Annotated in this window: 12 protein-coding genes and 1 tRNA gene; 7 read left to right on the top strand and 6 right to left on the bottom strand. The window is 73.2% G+C overall.

Annotation, left to right across the window (positions count from 1 at the left end):
• Positions 1-8: 8 nt before the first annotated feature.
• Positions 9-980, bottom strand: coding sequence for a magnesium transporter CorA family protein (locus ACFP3R_RS01140; protein ID WP_380631849.1), 972 nt, complete (start codon positions 978-980; stop codon positions 9-11).
• A 77-nt stretch (positions 981-1,057) separates the two neighbouring features.
• Here ACFP3R_RS01140 and ACFP3R_RS01145 point away from each other — a divergent pair, with 77 nt between their 5' ends.
• The 5 genes from ACFP3R_RS01145 (at position 1,058) to ACFP3R_RS01165 (ending at position 7,582) form a co-directional block, all read left to right on the top strand.
• A complete protein-coding gene (locus tag ACFP3R_RS01145; RefSeq protein ID WP_380631851.1) occupies positions 1,058-1,411 on the top strand; it encodes a PRC-barrel domain-containing protein in 354 nt (117 codons plus the stop codon).
• 118 nt (positions 1,412-1,529) lie between these two features.
• Complete coding sequence (locus tag ACFP3R_RS01150) at positions 1,530-3,209, top strand: NAD(P)/FAD-dependent oxidoreductase (protein ID WP_380631852.1); 1,680 nt, start codon at positions 1,530-1,532, stop codon at positions 3,207-3,209.
• Positions 3,206-4,633, top strand: a complete 1,428-nt coding sequence (locus ACFP3R_RS01155; RefSeq protein WP_380631854.1) for an ATP-binding protein — start codon at positions 3,206-3,208, stop codon at positions 4,631-4,633. The genes ACFP3R_RS01150 and ACFP3R_RS01155 overlap by 4 nt, the downstream gene beginning before the upstream one ends.
• 418 nt (positions 4,634-5,051) lie before the next feature.
• A complete protein-coding gene (locus ACFP3R_RS01160; RefSeq protein ID WP_380631855.1) occupies positions 5,052-6,365 on the top strand; it encodes an aminotransferase class III-fold pyridoxal phosphate-dependent enzyme in 1,314 nt (437 codons plus the stop codon).
• A complete protein-coding gene (locus ACFP3R_RS01165) occupies positions 6,362-7,582 on the top strand; it encodes an MFS transporter (RefSeq protein ID WP_380631857.1) in 1,221 nt (406 codons plus the stop codon). The genes ACFP3R_RS01160 and ACFP3R_RS01165 overlap by 4 nt, the downstream gene beginning before the upstream one ends.
• 52 nt (positions 7,583-7,634) lie before the next feature.
• Here the strand turns inward: ACFP3R_RS01165 and ACFP3R_RS01170 are convergent, their stop codons facing one another.
• From ACFP3R_RS01170 to ACFP3R_RS01190, 5 genes are all read right to left on the bottom strand, one after another.
• Entirely contained in the window at positions 7,635-8,258 is a 624-nt protein-coding gene (locus ACFP3R_RS01170; protein ID WP_380631859.1) for a DUF5825 family protein, read from the bottom strand.
• Positions 8,259-8,263: 5 nt separating this feature from the next.
• Positions 8,264-10,105: a RiPP maturation radical SAM C-methyltransferase gene (locus ACFP3R_RS01175; protein ID WP_380631860.1), complete on the bottom strand. Its 1,842-nt coding sequence runs from the start codon at positions 10,103-10,105 to the stop codon at positions 8,264-8,266.
• 171 nt (positions 10,106-10,276) lie between these two features.
• Complete coding sequence (locus tag ACFP3R_RS01180) at positions 10,277-11,038, bottom strand: ferritin-like domain-containing protein (protein WP_380631862.1); 762 nt, start codon at positions 11,036-11,038, stop codon at positions 10,277-10,279.
• Entirely contained in the window at positions 11,039-12,013 is a 975-nt protein-coding gene (locus ACFP3R_RS01185) for a transketolase C-terminal domain-containing protein (protein WP_380631864.1), read from the bottom strand.
• Positions 12,013-12,981 (bottom strand): thiamine pyrophosphate-dependent dehydrogenase E1 component subunit alpha, encoded by a 969-nt coding sequence (locus ACFP3R_RS01190; protein WP_380631865.1) that lies wholly within the window; start codon positions 12,979-12,981, stop codon positions 12,013-12,015. Before ACFP3R_RS01190 ends, ACFP3R_RS01185 begins: the two co-directional genes overlap by 1 nt.
• 783 nt (positions 12,982-13,764) lie before the next feature.
• Between ACFP3R_RS01190 and ACFP3R_RS01195 the strand changes: the two genes are divergently transcribed.
• Positions 13,765-13,838 (top strand) — tRNA-Arg (locus tag ACFP3R_RS01195).
• 533 nt (positions 13,839-14,371) lie between these two features.
• On the top strand, positions 14,372-15,577 hold the full coding sequence (locus ACFP3R_RS01200; RefSeq protein WP_380631867.1) for a putative glycoside hydrolase family 15 protein: 1,206 nt from the start codon (positions 14,372-14,374) through the stop codon (positions 15,575-15,577).
• Positions 15,578-15,632 lie beyond the last annotated feature (55 nt).

Consider the following 15,632-nt stretch of genomic DNA (forward strand, 5'->3'; position numbering starts at 1 on the left):
GCCCGGCGTCACAGCCAGTCGCGGCGCTTGAAGGAGGCGTAGAGCCCGAGCGACAGCAGCACCATCACCGCCGTGGACACCCAGAAGCCCCACGGCTGGTCGTAACCCGGGTAGGGGACGTTCTGGCCGTAGAAACCGGTCACCGCGGTGGGCAGGGCGATGATCGCCGCCCACCCGGTGACCTTCTTCATGATCAGGTTCAGCCGGTAGCCCTGGATGTTGAGCTGCGTGTCGCGGATGGTCGCCACCAGGTCGCGCAGCGACTCGGTCCACTCCGAGGCGCGCAGCACGTGGTCGTAGACGTCCTGGAAGTACGGCGTCATCGGCCCGTCCACCAGGCCCACGTCGCGGCGCATGAGGGTGTTCACCACCTCGCGCATCGGCAGCACCACCCGGCGCAGCGTCACCAGCGACCGCCGCATCGCCAACGACCGGCGCTGCACCTCGGTGGTGCTCGGCCGCTCGTCGAACACCATGTCCTCCAGGCCCTCGACGTGGTCGTCCAACGCCTGCACGGCCTCGAAGTGGCTGTCCACGACCACGTCGAGCAGCCCGTGCACCAGGAAGCCGACGCCGCAGCCCGCCAGGTGCGGCGACTCGTCCCACCTGGTCGTCACCCGACCGATGTCGAACCGGTCGTCCGCGCGCACGGTGACCAGCGCTTTCGAGGTCAGGAAGGCGTCCACCTCGACGGTGCCCAGCCGCCCGGTCGCGTGGTCGAGCCGCACCGCGTAGGCGGTCAGGAAGCTGTGCGTGTCGTACCGGTCCAGCTTGGGGCGCTCGTGCTCCTGCACCGCGTCCTCGACCGCCAGTTCGTGCAGCCCCAGCTCCTCGGCCAGCAGCTCCAGGTCCGACCGGGACGGACCGCACAGGTCCACCCACACCACCACGCCGTCCTCCGCGAGGCGTTCGGCGACCTCCTCGACCCCGAAGCCCTCGGCCTCCAGGACACCGTCGCGGTACAGGCGGGTGAGCGGCACGAGCGGAGCGTAGTCGGACCCGGCCACCCCGGGCAGCCCCGGTGCATCGAGTCCGCCGGGACGGGTAACCCGGGTCCATGTTCCCCGCAGAGAACCTCCGCGACTGGGTCGGCCACGCCGTGATCGACCCCGACGGCAAGACCATCGGCGACCTGGAGGCGGTCTACGTCGACACGGCCACCGACCAGCCCAGCTTCCTCACCGTCGAGGTCGGCTTCCTGGGCCGCCGGAGGCTGGCGTTCGTGCCCGCGATCGGGGCCACGGTGACGCCGAAGGCCGTGCGCGTGCGCTACCCCAAGGACCTGGTCAAGGACGCCCCGTCGATCGAGACCGACGGTGAGCTGTACGCGCAGGACGAGCCGCAGGTCTTCGCCCACTACGGCCTGGAGCACGGCCTCGGGGTCGGTGAACGCCGCCTCGCCCGCCGCTGACCCGTCCCCGTCGCCGTCCCGCCGCCCCGGTCGAGGCGGCGGGCCCGGCCACCGGACCTCCGTCACACCCCGCCCCCACGGCGGTGACCCGGACGGGTGACCCTGGTTCACTGCGGACATGACGACACCCCAGGTCGCCCGCCCCTCGATCCTGACCGTGGACGACGACCCCAACGTCTCCCGGGCGGTGGCGCGCGACCTGAGGCGCAGGTACGCCGGCGAGTACCGCGTCGTCCGCGCCGAGTCCGGGGCGCAGGCCCTGGAGGCGCTGCGCGAGATCAAGCTGCGCGGCGAGGAGGTCGCCGCGCTGCTGGCCGACTACCGGATGCCCGGGATGAGCGGCATCGAGTTCCTGGAAGCCGCGATGGACCTGTTCCCGGCCGCGCGGCGGGTGCTGCTCACCGCCTACGCCGACACCGACGCGGCGATCCGCGCGATCAACGTGGTGGACCTCGACCACTACCTGCTCAAACCGTGGGACCCGCCCGAGGAGAAGCTGTACCCGGTGCTGGACGACCTGCTCGGGGCGTGGGCGGCCGACGACCGCCGCGAGGTGCGGCAGGTGCGCGTGGTCGGCCACCGCTGGTCGCCCCGGTCCTACGAGGTGCGCGACTTCCTGGCCCGCAACTCGGTGCCGTTCCGCTGGCACGCCGTGGACGACGGCGACCCCGAGACCTCCCGGTTGCTGGCCGCGGCCGGGGAGGACGGCGCGCGGCTGCCCGTGGTCGTCACCGCCACCGGCCGGGCCCTGGTCGAGCCGGGCGACGCCGAGCTGGCCACCGAGGTCGGCCTGAGCACGCGGCCCTCCACCGACTTCTACGACCTGATCGTGATCGGCGGCGGGCCCGCGGGCCTGGGCGCGGCGGTCTACGGCGGCTCGGAGGGCCTGCGCACGGTGCTGGTCGAGCGCCGCGCCACCGGCGGCCAGGCGGGCACCAGCAGCCGCATCGAGAACTACCTGGGCTTCCCCGACGGCGTGTCCGGCGAGCAGCTGACCGAGCGCGCCCGCAGGCAGGCGCTGAAGTTCGACGTGGAGGTGCTGACCGCCTGCGACGTGGTCTCGCTGGAGGCCCGGGGCGCGGCCCGCGTGGTGCGGCTGGACGACGGCACCGAGCTGGCCGCGCACACCGTCATCCTCGCCACCGGCGTGTCCTACCGGATGCTCGACGCGCCCGGCCTGGGCGGGCTGACCGGCCGCGGCGTGTACTACGGCGCGGCCACCACCGAGGGCCCGCACTGCGCCGGCCAGGACGTCTACCTGGTCGGCGGGGCGAACTCGGCGGGCCAGGCGGCGCTGTACTTCGCCGCCCACGCCCGCCGCGTGGTGCTCGTCGTGCGCGGCGACTCCCTGGCGCGGTCGATGTCGCACTACCTGGTCGAGCAGCTGGCGCGGGTGCCCGCCATCGAGGTCCGCACCTGCACCGAGGTCGTCGGCGGGGAGGGCGGGGACCACCTGGAGTCGCTGACCCTGCGGCACACCGGGACCGGCGAGACCACCACCGTGCCCGCGTCGTGGCTGTTCGCGTTCATCGGGGCCGCGCCGCGCACCGACTGGCTCGACGGCACCGTGGCCCGCGACGAGCGCGGGTTCGTGCTCGCCGGGCCCGACCTGGTCGTCGACGGCCGCCCACCCGCCGGGTGGGAGCCGACCCGGCCGCCCTACCACCTGGAGACCAGCCTGCCCGGCGTGTTCGTGGCGGGCGACGTCCGCGCGGAGTCGGTCAAGCGGGTCGCCTCGGCCGTCGGCGACGGCGCGATGGCCGTGTCCCTGGTCCACCGCTACCTGGAGCGCTCGTGAACCCCGACGACCTGCGCGGCCTGTTCCTGTTCGAGCACCTGTCCGAGGAGCAGCTGGCCTGGCTGGTCGACCACGGCCGGGTCGAGACCCACGCCGCCGGCACGCGCCTGCTGCGCGAGGGCGAGTCCGCGACGTGCTTCTTCGTGCTGCTCGACGGCACCGTGGCGCTCAGCCGCACCATCGGCGGCCACCGCGTGGAGACCAACCGCACCGACCACCGCGGCGCGTACTTCGGCGCCACCCAGGCGTACGTCGGCGCGGACGTGCTGGCCGCCAAGGGCTACCAGATGAACGCGGACGCGATCACCGACGTGCGGCTGTACCAGCTGCCCGCCGACGACTTCGGCGCGGTGTTCCGCGAGTGGTTCCCGATGGCCGTGCACCTGCTGGAGGGCCTGTTCTTCGGGATGCGCAACACCCAGCGGGTGGTGGGGGAGCGGGAGCGGCTGCTCGCGCTGGGCGCGCTGTCGGCGGGGCTGACGCACGAGCTGAACAACCCCGCGGCGGCGGCCGTGCGGGCGACGGCGGCGCTGCGGGAGCGGGTGGCCGGGATGCGGCACAAGCTGGCGCTGCTGGCGGGCGGCTCGCTCGACCCGGCCGCGCTGCCGGCGCTCGTGCGGTTGCAGGAGAGCGCGGTCGAGCAGGTCGCCAAGGCGACCGAGCTGCGGCCCATGGAGGCCGCCGACCGGGAGGACGAGCTGGCCGACTGGCTGGCCGAGCACGGCGTGGACGGCGGCTGGGACCTCGCGCCCGTGCTGGTGGCGGGCGGCCTGGACGTCGACTGGCTGGAGCGGGCGGTGAGCACCTGCCCCGCCACGGCCACCGAGGCGGCCGTGCGCTGGCTGGCCTACACCGTGGAGACCGAGACCCTGATGAACGAGGTCGAGGACGCGGCCGGCCGGATCTCCTCGCTGGTCGGGGCGGCCAAGCAGTACTCGCAGGTGGACCGCGCCCCGTTCCGGGAGGTCGACGTGCACGACCTGCTGGACTCCACCCTGGTCATGCTCGGCGGCAAGCTGGGCGACGGCGTCCGGGTGGTCCGGGACTACGACCGGGCGCTGCCGCCGCTGCCCGCCTACGCCGCCGCGCTGAACCAGGTGTGGACCAACCTGGTGGACAACGCCGCCTCCGCGATGGGCGGCCACGGCACGCTCACCGTGCGCACCGCCCGCGACGGCGACCACCTGCTGGTGGAGATCGGCGACACCGGCACGGGCATCCCGCCGGAGGTGGAGGGCCGCATCTTCGAGCCGTTCTTCACCACCAAGGCCGTCGGCGAGGGCACCGGGCTGGGCCTGGACATCACCTGGCGCATCGTGGTGGAGCGCCACGGCGGGGACATCCGCGTCGAGTCCCGGCCCGGCGACACCCGCTTCCTGGTCCGCCTGCCGCTGTCGGCGGGGCCGGCCACCACCGCCGGGTGAGGCGGGAAAGGGTTCACCGCGATCGGGATACGCCGGCCGACCGCGGCGGAATTCACGCGATCGCGGTTCCGGGCCGGTGGGGATCGGGAAAACCGAGGTATTCCGTTCCGCCGGGGCAGCCGGGGTGGTCGTGATCATCCGGGTCGTCGGCCGGCCGGGAAGAGCCGGGTGCAGCGGGAATCCGCCCATCGGCCCACACCGGGCTCACCGGAACAGCCGACCGGGGCATCCCGGACCCGCGACCGGAACGGGTCGAACCGACAAACCCCGGTTAGGCCGAATGAGTGGATTGTTCATGCGGCAGTTGATGTTGCCCGCGCCGCGCACCTAATGTCCTGACCCGATTCGGGTCGACGGGTTCGGCGTTTATCGCCTTTACCGGGTTGATTTCCGATCGGCCGGGGGAGGGAAGAGCACCATGTTCGACTCGGACAGCTACCACCTCTGGCACGGCAACGCGCCGATGGCGGACTTCTTCCGCGATTCCGATCCGGACATGTTCCTGGTCAGCGGCGCGGGCAGCAGGGTGCGAGACGCGGCCGGCCGCGAGTACCTCGACGCCCGCTCCTCGATGTGGAACGTCACCCTCGGCTACTCCTGCGAGCCGGTGAAGGCCGCCATGCGCGCGCAGCTGGACGTGCTGCCCTCGGGCACGGTGATGCGCTACGAGCACCCGACGCGCGTCGCGGCCGAGTACGCGGCCCGGCTCGCCGCCGCGCTGCCCGGCCCGCTGGACCACATCAGGTTCGGCAACACCGGCAGCCAGATGACCGAGGCCGCCGCCATGCTGTCGCGGTTCCACCGGCGGATGACCGGCGAGCCCGAGCGCACCCACGTCATCACCGTGAAGGGCAGCTACCACGGCACCGGTCCGCTGGCCACCGCGCTGACCGGCGAGGAGGTGTTCCACCGGTTCTCCGCGCCGCTCGACCGGTTCGTCCGCACCGCGCCGACCCCGGACTTCACCGACGGCGACGACGACCCCGTGCGCCCGGTGCTCGACCTGGTCGACGAGATCGGCGCGGAGCGGGTCACCGCCGTCATGGTGGAGCCGGTGCTCGGCACGTTCGTCCAACCGGTGCCGCACCGCTACCTCGACGCGCTGATCGCCGAGTGCCGCGCCCGCGGCATCCACGTGATCGCCGACGAGATCACCACCGGCGCGGGCCGGGCGGGCGCCATGACCGTCAGCGAGCGGCTGGCCGACGTGCCGGACATGGTGGTGCTGGGCAAGGGGCTGAGCGCCGGCTACTTCCCGCTGGCCGCGCTCGCCGTGTCCCGCCCGATCTACGACGCGCTCCACGGCACCGAGCACCGCGTGGGCTTCCTCAACGGCTCCACGACCGACGGTCACCCGATCGGCATGGCCGCCGGCGCCGCGGTGCTGGACGTGATCACCGCGCCCGGCTTCTTCGAGGACGTGCGCGACCGGGCCGCGGCCCTGCGCGACGCGCTGCGCGACGGGCTCTCCGACGTCCCCGCGGTGCGCGCGGTCGGCGGCGAGGGCATGATGATCGGCATCGAGCTGGCGTACCGGGACGGCACGCCGTGGTCGCTGACCGACACCAACCGGCTGCGGCTCGCGTGCCGGGACCACGGCCTGCTGACGAGCTTCTCCGTCGGGGTGCTGCCGCTCATGCCGACGCTGGTCATCGACCCGCCCGACGTCGCGGACCTGGTGGCGCGGCTGGGCAAGGCGCTGCGCGACTTCCGACCCGGGAAGCCGGCTTGAGCCCTGGTGGGCGCCTCGGCGCCGTGCGGAACCTGGTCGTGGCCAACGGGGTGACCTCGTTCGGCGCGAGCGTCACCGAGTTCGCCCTGCCGCTGGTCGCGCTGACCCTGCTGGACGCCTCGGCATCGACGGTCGCCCTGCTGTACGCGACGTCGCTGGCCTCGCAGGCGCTGGTGAGCCTGCCGGTCGGGGTGTGGGTCGACCGCGCCGACCGCGCCCGCGCGGCCGTGTTCGGCCTGCTGGCGGGCGGGCTGGTGGTGCTCGCGGTGCCCGCGCTGACGGCCGGCGGCCTGCTGACGACCGGCTGGCTGTTCGCGGTGGCCGTCGGCGTCGGGGTCACCTCGACCGTCGTCCAGGTCGCCGCGCAGGCCCTCGTCCCCGCACTGGTCGGCGGGCAGCAACTGCTGTCCGCCAACGCGGGCCTGACGTTCGGCCGCTCGCTGGGCACCATGGTCGGCCCCGGCGCGGGCGGCATCGTGGTCGGCTGGATCGGCGCCGGCTTCGCGCTGCTGGTCGACGGCGTGAGCCAGCTGCTCGCCGCGCTGCTGCTGGTGCGCCTGCGCGACCCCGCGCCGGACCGCCGGGCGTCGGACCGGCCGCGCCGCGCCGCGTGGCTCGGGGTCCAGGTGGTGCTCGCGGACCCCCTGCTGCGGCGCATCCTGGTGGGCACCACGGTGTTCAACGTCAGCGGCGGCCTGATCGGCAGCCTGTACTTCCCGTACGCCTACCAGGACCTGGGGCTCTCGCCGATCGCCCTCGGCATCGCGGCCATGGTCGGCAACGTCGGCCTGCTCGCCGGCAGCGCGCTGGCGCCCCGCGTGGTCCGGCGCCTCGGCCTGACCAGGGCCGCCACCCTGTCCGACACGATCGCGGTCGCCTCGTTCGGCCTCATCCTGTCCGCGTCGCTGCTCTCACCCCTGGTGGTGCTGGCCGTCTACGAGTTCCTGTTCGGCCTCTCGATCTCGGTGTTCCGGGTGAGCGTGGCGACCCTGCGCCAGGAACGCACCCCGGACGTGCTCCAGGGCCGCGTGTTCAGCACCGTGCTGCTGGGGCCGATGTTCGGCGCCCCGGTGGGCGCGGTCCTCGGCGCGGTCCTGGCCGGTCCCCTCGGGGCGCCGGGCGCGATCGCGGTCGGCCTGGTGGTGGGCGTGCTCAGCCTGACCCCGTACTGGCTGCCGGGCTGGCGCACCGAACCGACGCCGGACCCGGTGCGGTGACGCCCGGTCAGGTGACGTCGACCCGGTGACACCGGCCCGGTGAAGGGCCCCGCTACGCCGCGACGTAGGGAACGGGCCAGTGGCGCATCCGGAACGGCAGCACCAGCACGGTGTCGGCGCCGCGCAGGGCCAGGCCGAACTCCACCGCGTCGGCGAGGGCCTCGGTGGCCGCCTCGTCCAGGTCGGCCGGCGACGTGGCCCCGGCGAGAGCGCGGAACTGGTCGGCGCTCTCGCCGTCGATGGTCAGGTGGACGCTCTCGCCGTCGGGGCGGACGTCCTTCACCGTCACGAAGCCGGGCCCGACGCGGTAGTAGTAGGCGCCGTACCGGTAGGCGTCGCGCCACGCGGCCACGCACCCGACCGCGTCGCCGACGCCCCGCGCCGGCGGCACGAGGTGGTGCAGGTCCCGCGGCCCGACCAGCGGTAACCCGCCGAGCACCCAGTCCAGGCGCAGCGTGTGGCTGGTGCACCCGCTCAGGAACCGCAGCAGCCGCAGGTCCTCGTCGAGGTCGGCGCCGGCCATCACCGGCTCCTCGACGAGCACCCGCTCGTAGCCCGCCGCGGCGATCTCGGCCGGCGCGGCGGTGCCCCACCGCTCCAGGACCAGCGTGCGCCCGGTGCCCTCCCCGCGCGGCTCCCGCGTCACCAGACCGGCGCCCGTCGTCGTCCGGGTCATCCCCGTCACCCCACCTTCACCGGCGCGGCGGTGGTCGCCAGCGCGAGGTAGCCGTCCGCTTCCGCGAACACCAGCCCGCGGCTCAGCAATGCGTCCAGCCAGGCCCGCAGGTCGTCCGGGTCCGGGTGCCGGCCCGCGTCGCCGAGCCGGCGCAGCAGCGCCGGGAGCGTCCTGCCCTGCTCCAGCTCCCGGTAGGCGGCCACGAGGTCCGGGTCCTCGATCACGACGTCCTCGTGCGGCCAGCCGACCCGGCGGTCCTGGAGCACGACCGCGCCGTCCTCGTCGAGCCGCCGCAGGTAGCTGTCCGGGTAGAGGTCGTGCCAGGCGTGCACGAGCGCGACCAGCTCGGCCGCCTCCGCCTCGGACAGCCCCCGGTCCGGCGTGTCGAACAGGTACACCAGGTCGGCCTTCTCCGCCTCGGGGAGCCGGTAGACGTGCGCGTAGAGGTCCGCGCTGCTGCGCTCCGGGAAGCCGAGCGCCGGGTTGTCGTAGTACGGGCTGAACCGCTCCAGCAGGATCCGGCCCGCCGCCGAGGGCGGTTGCAGGTGGCACAGCGCGGGCAGCTGCCGCACCACGTCGGCGTACTCGGCCGCGGTCTCGCCCGGGAACCCGTAGAGCCAGTTCCACGACACGGTCAGCCCGTTGGACTCGCAGTCGCGCAGCGAGCGGACGTTCCGCAGCCCGGACACGCCCTTGTCCATCATCTTGAGCACCGGGCTGACCAGGGACTCGATGCCGGGCTGCACGTGGGCGACGCCCGCCCGGCGCAGGACCTCGATCTCGGCGGGCTTCAGGTTGGACTTCAGCTCGTAGTGCACCCGCAGGTCCCAGCCCAGCTCGGCGATCCGGGGCAGCACGGTGCGGAAGTAGTTGTTGTCGATGATGTTGTCCACGGTGATCACGTCCAGCACCTGGTGCCGGGAGACCAGGTGGGCCAGCTCGTCGAGCACCCGGTCCGGCGACTTGGACCGGAACTCCATGAGCGTCCCGTTCAGCCCGCAGAACGTGCAGTGGTGCGCCTCGCCCCACCAGCAGCCGCGCGCGGTCTCCACCACGAGCTTGGGCTCGACGTGGCTGCGCACCGGCGAGGCGTCGAGGTGGGCGAACCAGTCGTCGAAGTCCGGCACCGGGATCCGGCCGGGCGGCACGGGGTGGCGCTGGGTGGCGTTGACCCGCCGGGTGTCGCCGTCCCACCAGCACAGGCCGGGCACGTCGGCGAACGGCACCTCGCCCTCCAGCGCGCGCAGCAGCGCCGGGAACGCCACCTCGCCCTCGCCGCGCACCACGTAATCCACGAACCGGTAGTTGCGGTGCAGCGCGATGCCCATGTCACCGTCGCAGTTGCCACCGCCGAAGACGATCGCGACCTCGGGCGCGAGCTGCTTGATCCGCCGCGCCACCGCCAGGCTCGGCACGTTCTGCATGAACGTGGTGCTGAAGCCGACCGTGTCCGGCGCGCCGTCGAGGATCTCGGCCGCGGCCAGCTCGACGAACTCCGCCGCGTAGGGCCGGATCTTCCGCGCCCGCTCGACGTCGACCGAGTGCCTGGTGAGGTAGTCGTCCAGCGCGGTGACGCCGAAGTCCGGGTCGTCGTGCAGCACGCCGGTGAACACCCAGTCGCCCAGGCCGTGGAACAGCCCGTTCTCGGCGACGTCGGTGTAGTCGGCGGCGCCGAGCTCGCCGTCCGTGGCGGTCATCAGGAACTCGGTCAGCCGCAGCCCGCCGTGGTAGGCGCGCGGCACGGGCAGACCCTCGGCCGCGCAGCAGGCCCGCAGCAGGCCCAACGGCAACGACGGCGACTCGATGGCCTGCCACGGCATGGCGGCGAGGCACGTCGACCTGGGCACGGCTCCTCCTGGGGAAGCGTTGGGGCGGACCGACTCGGGTGGGACCGGCGCGCCGGTCCCACCCGGTTCCGAACTGCTACTTCGCGGTGTTCCGCTTGGCCGCCAGGTCACCGCCCTGGAGGTACTTGCACACCCCAGTCACGGTCGTCTTGATCTCCACCTTCTTGATCTTCATGTCACGTCACCTCCTCCCGCCGTCTCGATCCCCACCGCCCGCAACCGGATCCGGTGCCGGTGCAGGAACCAGTCGTGGACCTCGGCGGGCTCGCGACCGGTCAGCCCGCCGAGCCACCTCGCCACGCCGGCGAGCCCGGTCAGCCCCAGCCCGGTCTCGATCCACCCCTCGCCGTGCTCGTGCCACGCCGCGCGCCCCTCGGGCGTCCTGGACTCGCGCACGAGGTAGTTCATGCCGATCGCGATGTGCCTGACCTCGTCGTGCCGGATGTGGTGGTACAGCCTGCCGAGCGGGTCGTCCGCGAACACCTGGCGCAGCAGCAGGAACTCGTCGGCGGCGAAGCCCTCCAGCATCGTGTGCACGAGCGCCTTGCCCAGGTACGGCAGCGCGGTCAGGCCCTCGTCGAGCGGCTCGACCATCTCCTGGCACTCCTCCGGCTCGCCGCCCACCGCCCTGGCGTAGTGGTAGAAGGCGTCGGCGTGCCGCGCCTCGTCCGAGACGGCGGTGGCGAGGCTGAACCGCAGCGCCGTGTCCTCGGTCTGCACGGCGAGGGTCGCGGCGGCCACCAGTCCCGCCTGCTCGGCGTAGTAGCCGCGGGAGGCCAGCTTCCAGGCCAGCTCCGCCCGCTTCGCGTCCCGGGTGAACGAACCGCTCGCGATCACGTCCTCGACCCGCCACGGCGTGCTGTCCAGGCCCAGGCCGAAGATGCGGTAGGTCAGCTCGTCGGCGTCGAGGGCCTCGGGGCGCAGCAGTCCCATTCAGACCGATCCCTTCGTGAGTGTCGACGACCCCAGCGCGGCCAGCGCGGCGTCGACCACGGCGGGCACGTCGGGGGCGAGCACGGCCTGCAAGCCGGGGTTGACGGGCGCCGGGCAGGCCGCGCCGCTGACCACCCGCACCCGGTCGGGCGCCACCGCGCCGGCCGCGACGAGCTGGTAGGCCAGGGAGTGCATGAGCGAGCACGCCGGCGGCGCCTCGTCCACCAGCACCGCGCCGTTGGTGGCCGCCACCAGCTCGGACAGCAGCGCGACGTCCAGCGGCGCGGCGGTCCGCAGGTCGACGACCTGGGCGGCGCGCCCGTGCCCGGCGAGCGAGGTCGCCGCGCCCAGCACCGTGCGCACCGTGTTGCCGATGCCGACCAGCGTCACGTCCCGCCCCGCGGTGACCCGGTTGGGCACGCCGAACGGCAGCGCCGCCGGGGTCGGCTCCGGTTCGGGCAGCGACTCCCAGCCGGGCGCGAACAGCGCGGGCGACTCCAGCACCACCACCGGGTCGGGGTGGCGCAGCGCGGCGGCGAGCAGCCCCGCGGCCGAGTTGGGCGAGCCCGGCACCGCCACGACCAGCCCCGGCACCTGCGCCAGCATCGCGTGCGGCGCGTGCTCGTGCTGGGCGCCCAGGTGCTCGCCGCCCCTGGTGAGCGCGCGGATCGCGAGCGGCACCCGGAACTGGCCGTCGGTCAGGTAGCGCCACTTGGTCGCCTGGTTCACCAGCGGGTCGAACGCGCTGAACAGGAACGCGGCCCGCGCGACGTTCACCAGCACGCGCCGCCCGGTCAGCGCCATGCCGGTCGCCATGCCCAGCATGGCGTTCTCGGCGATCGGCAGCTGGACCATCCGGTCGGCGCCGAACAGCTCGCGGTGGGCGGCCGGGTGGTGGGTGCACAGCACGGCGAGGTCCGGCTGCTCCTCCAGCGCGGCGCGCAGCGCGGCGGACGCCGGGTGGCGGCGGGCCATCAGGCGGGCCCGGCCCAGCCGGCGACGGCCACCGCCGTCGTCGCGGACGCGGGCTCCGGTTCCGGCGTGGCCAGGGCGTCCGCGACCACCCCGGCGACCTCCTCGGCCGCCGAGGCGCGCACCGGGGCCGGGTCGACGCCCAGGGCGAGCAGCCCGTTGGCCGCCACCTCCAGCGGGTCGCGCCCGCGCCAGTGGTCGACCTCGGCCGCCGGCCGGTACTCGGGCGGCACGTCGCGGCCGGACTGCGCGTGGAAGTGCCGCAGGTAGGTCCGCGCCACCAGGACGCGGGGACCGGCGCCGGCCCGGCACTCGGCGAGCAGCTCCGCCGCCGCGCTGGCGACCTCGACGACGTCGTTGCCGTCGACCAGGCGGTGCCCGACGCCGAGCCCGCCGACGAGCTCGGCCGGGGACAGCGAGCTCACCTCGTGGCTCGGCGTGTGGTCCTGCCACCCGTTGTCCTCGCACACCACCAGCAGCGGCAGCCGGAGGTGCCGCGCGGTGGTCAGCGTCTCGTAGGCGACGCCGGCCCCCAGCGCGCCGTCACCGCAGAACACGACCACCGCGCGGCCGTCGCCGGCGCGCTGCTCGTTCAGGGCGACGCCCGCCGAGATCGGCAGCTGCGCGGCCACGATCGAGCTGGCGCCGAGGAACCGGTTGGCGCGGTCCGCCAGGTGCATCGACCCGCCCTTGCCGCCGCACAGGCCGCCCTGGCGGGTGAGGATCTCGCGCATCACGGCGAGCGGGTCGGAACCGCAGGCCAGCGCGTGCCCGTGGCAGCGGTAGTAGCTGACCACCCACTCCTCGGGGGTCCGGTGGGCGAGCACCCCGACCGCGACGGCCTCGTGCCCGGTGCAGGGGTGCACGAAACCCGGGACCAGCCCGGCCGCGGTCATCCCCAGGACCTCTTCCTCGAAGACCCGGATCAGGCACATCGCCCGGTACGCGGCGATCAACTCCGCCTCGGTCATGCGGCCCCCATGGCGATGATCACTATTCGTGGATTGCGCGGTCGCTTTCGTCGGGTGGGGTCGATCGGCACTGCACGCTAGGGGATACTAAGATCGTCCGGGGGCGGTGACCAGGAAAAACAGGGGGAAGAACACGAACGGACGCAGCGATGCGCTGTTCGTGGGAGGGTATTCAGCCGAACGGTCGTGGGTGTCCGGATATTCGGTGCAGTCGGGTGGGGAAAACTTTCGTCCGTCGTCGCGCAACGGAAGATCGCAATGGCGCGGTAATTGTCCGGTCATTCTTCAACGGTTGACAGTTCCCGGTGGGCGCGCTCCGGGATTCCGGTGACCCGGCGGCGGGGGTCGGCGGCCGCCCGGCTCTTCCCCCGGGTCACCCACCCGGGTCGTCCGCGCGGTCGTCCGCCGACCACCCCGCGCGGTGCCGCGGTGGCCGATCTCGCGTGACGTGCGGGCTCGGGCCGACGTGGTGGGCGTCGACAAAGGCGGAAAACCCGTTGCGACCCGCTGCGGCGGAGATCCATACTCGGCGCACACCGGGAACGAAAGGTCGGGATTGTGGCGATCACGGGAAATCGAGGGCCGCAGCGCTCGCCGCGCCACGCCGCGATCCTCGCCGCGTGCCCGTTCCGCAACCGGCGCGACGTCACCTCGGCCCGGCCCGAAATTCCGGTGAACCGCGCGGTCTCCCCACCCTGATCGGAATCAGGCGTACGGGAACCGCCCATCGGGAAACCGATCCGGGCGGTTTTTGACGAGCCGGTGCACACCGGCTCCACCGAAGTCCCTGTAGCTCAGTCGGACAGAGCGCCGCGCTACGAACGCGGAGGTCCCGGGTTCGAGTCCCGGCAGGGGCACTCCCCGCCGACGATCGTCGGCGGGTCACCGGGTGCGAGGGGCACGGCGACCCCACCTGATTTGGGATCAGGGAGCACCGCGTTCGACTCGCGGGCACCCGACCGCCACCCGGGCCGTGGCCGCGGCCCGGGTGGGCCACGAATACCGGCCCGCGGCCCGGGGTCTTTACACGATGTGCGAACAATCGTCCACCGAATCGCCATGATCTTTTCGCCAGTTGACCGAAAAAGTTGCGCCCAATGGAGACGGCGAATTTCGTGCGTAGTGTGGCGCAGATTACTTGACCTCCCCGCCGAGCAACGGTTTTACTGCCGCTGCGCGTTCACCTACCAGTCAGTAGAAGATCGGCGCGCAGCCAATACGAGGGCGGGCACGCCCATTGTTCCCTGTTGCCGCCGACCTGATCGGCGTGATCAGCAGTGGGTGCCGCCTGCCGCAACGGGAGTTCGGCATGTCCCTGCTCGACCGGCAAGAACGCGGTCGCCACCGCTGTGCGCGAAGCGGCCGGATCCGCATACTGCTCCTCGTCCTGGTGGGCATCACGACGGCGGCGGCACTCGTCGCACCGGCCGGGTCGGCGGGCGCCGGCGCGGCCGGGGACACGGGCGGAGGTGGGCGGGTCCAGTCGTTCTGGCTGCACTGGAACGGGTCGCCGGTCTCGGACGCCACCCTGGCCACCGAGGCGCGCAGGCGTGCCTACATCGTGCTCAACGCCTGGGAAGGCGCGCTGGTCCCCAAGCTCAAGGCGGCCAACCCGGACGTCCAGGTGTTCGTCTACAAGGACCTGACCTCCACCCGCTCCTACGCGTGCCGAAGCGGGGTGGACGACGCGCAGCTGCCGACCGGTGTCGGTTACTGCGAGGCGGAACGCCACCACCCCGAGTGGTTCCTGCTCGACCCGAACGGTCGCCGGTTCGAGTACAGCGGCTATTCCGGTCACTGGCAGATGGACGTCGGCAACACCGCCTACCAGCGGGCGTGGGCGGCCAACGTGATCAAGAGCAGCACCGCGTCCGGGTTCGACGGCGTGCTCATGGACAACGCGCTGTTCCCGTGCGACGCCTACCACGAGGGCGTGTGCCCGGCGAAGTACCCGACCGACGCGGCGTTGCAGGACGCCTACCTGTCGATGCTGGCGGGCACCCGGGACGATTTCGTCGCGGCCGGCTTGAAGACCGTCGCGAACCTGTCCAACGCCCGCCTGCACGCCGGCGCGTGGGACGCCTACACCGAGCACCTCGACGGCGGTTTCGACGAGTGGTGGCTGACCTTCGACGACACGAACCTGCTGTCGGAGTACCCCGAGGGCTGGAGCAGGCAGGTCGCCCAGATCGCCTCGAACGAGGCGCGCGGCAAGATCACCTGGGTGCAGCCGCACTTCACCCACGGCCAGGACCGGCCCTACCGCTACGCGTTGGCCAGCTACCTGATGGCCGCCGGCGAGCGGGCCGCGATCGCCGACGTCGACGAGACCGACGGCTACGACGACCCGTCGCCGTGGCGCGCCGAGTACGACTGGGACCTGGGCGAGCCCTCCGGTCCGTACCGCCGGGTGGCGAGCAACGTGTTCCAGCGGGACTTCGCCTGCGGCACGGTGGTCGTCAACGCCAACCGGACCGCTTCGGGCCCGGTCACCGTCCGGCTGGGCACCGGCACGCACACCGACGAGCGCGGCGCGGCCGTCACGTCGGTGTCGCTGCCGGGCACCACCGGGTCGATCCTGCGCAAGCACTGCTGAGCGCCGCTTCCGGTGGCCCGGGGCGGAACCGGCACGGCGAGGGAGCCGGCTCCGC

Origin of the sequence: Saccharothrix lopnurensis (genome assembly GCF_042658445.1) — a bacterium.
Lineage (GTDB): Bacteria > Actinomycetota > Actinomycetes > Mycobacteriales > Pseudonocardiaceae > Actinosynnema > Actinosynnema lopnurensis.

What these genes read in the sequence shown, in the direction of transcription:
- ACFP3R_RS01180 (WP_380631862.1), bottom strand. Translation starts at nt 11,038, where the DNA reads ATGGGACTGCTGCGCCCCGAGGCCCTCGACGCCGACGAGCTGACCTAC.
- ACFP3R_RS01160 (WP_380631855.1), top strand. Translation starts at nt 5,052, where the DNA reads ATGTTCGACTCGGACAGCTACCACCTCTGGCACGGCAACGCGCCGATG.
- ACFP3R_RS01145 (WP_380631851.1), top strand. Translation starts at nt 1,058, where the DNA reads ATGTTCCCCGCAGAGAACCTCCGCGACTGGGTCGGCCACGCCGTGATC.
- ACFP3R_RS01170 (WP_380631859.1), bottom strand. Translation starts at nt 8,258, where the DNA reads ATGACCCGGACGACGACGGGCGCCGGTCTGGTGACGCGGGAGCCGCGC.
- ACFP3R_RS01190 (WP_380631865.1), bottom strand. Translation starts at nt 12,981, where the DNA reads ATGACCGAGGCGGAGTTGATCGCCGCGTACCGGGCGATGTGCCTGATC.
- ACFP3R_RS01185 (WP_380631864.1), bottom strand. Translation starts at nt 12,013, where the DNA reads ATGGCCCGCCGCCACCCGGCGTCCGCCGCGCTGCGCGCCGCGCTGGAG.
- ACFP3R_RS01150 (WP_380631852.1), top strand. Translation starts at nt 1,530, where the DNA reads ATGACGACACCCCAGGTCGCCCGCCCCTCGATCCTGACCGTGGACGAC.